General features: G+C 69.6%; 1 protein-coding gene. It reads right to left on the bottom strand.

The annotated features are described in order from the left end of the window. Positions 1-404, bottom strand: a 404-nt coding sequence (locus tag D7Y04_RS43190) for a PleD family two-component system response regulator (protein WP_147477370.1), incomplete at both ends; no start/stop codon positions are given.

The following is a 404-nucleotide window of genomic DNA, read 5'->3' as shown; positions in this document are numbered from 1 at the left end:
GTCCATGACGCTGATGATGTGCACCGGGATGTGGCGCGTGCGCGGGTTGCGCTTGAGCCTGTCGAGCACGCTCCAGCCGTCGACGACGGGCAGCTGGATGTCGAGCGTCACCGCGTGCGGCTGGAACTCGTTGGCCATGGACAGGCCGGTGTCACCCCGCGTGGCGACCAGGGCCTTGAAGCCCTTCTCCCGCGCCAGCTGCACCATGATGCGGGCGAACTTCAGGTCGTCCTCGATGATGAGCAGGACACGGTCACCCTCGCGGATGTGATCCCGGTCGTCCTCCACCGCGAGCGGCGGAAGCAGCGAGTCCACCTGAGGAGGCGGCAGCGCCGAGTCCAGCACATGGGCGTTCTCCGCGGCGGTCGGCGGCACCGGCGCAGGCGCGGGCGTCGGGAACAGGG

This window comes from Corallococcus sp. AB038B, from assembly GCF_003668955.1.
Classification (GTDB): Bacteria; Myxococcota; Myxococcia; order Myxococcales; family Myxococcaceae; genus Corallococcus; species Corallococcus exiguus.
Note: the sequence above shows the minus strand (reverse complement) of the source record. Positions and strands in the feature narration are given on the sequence as shown.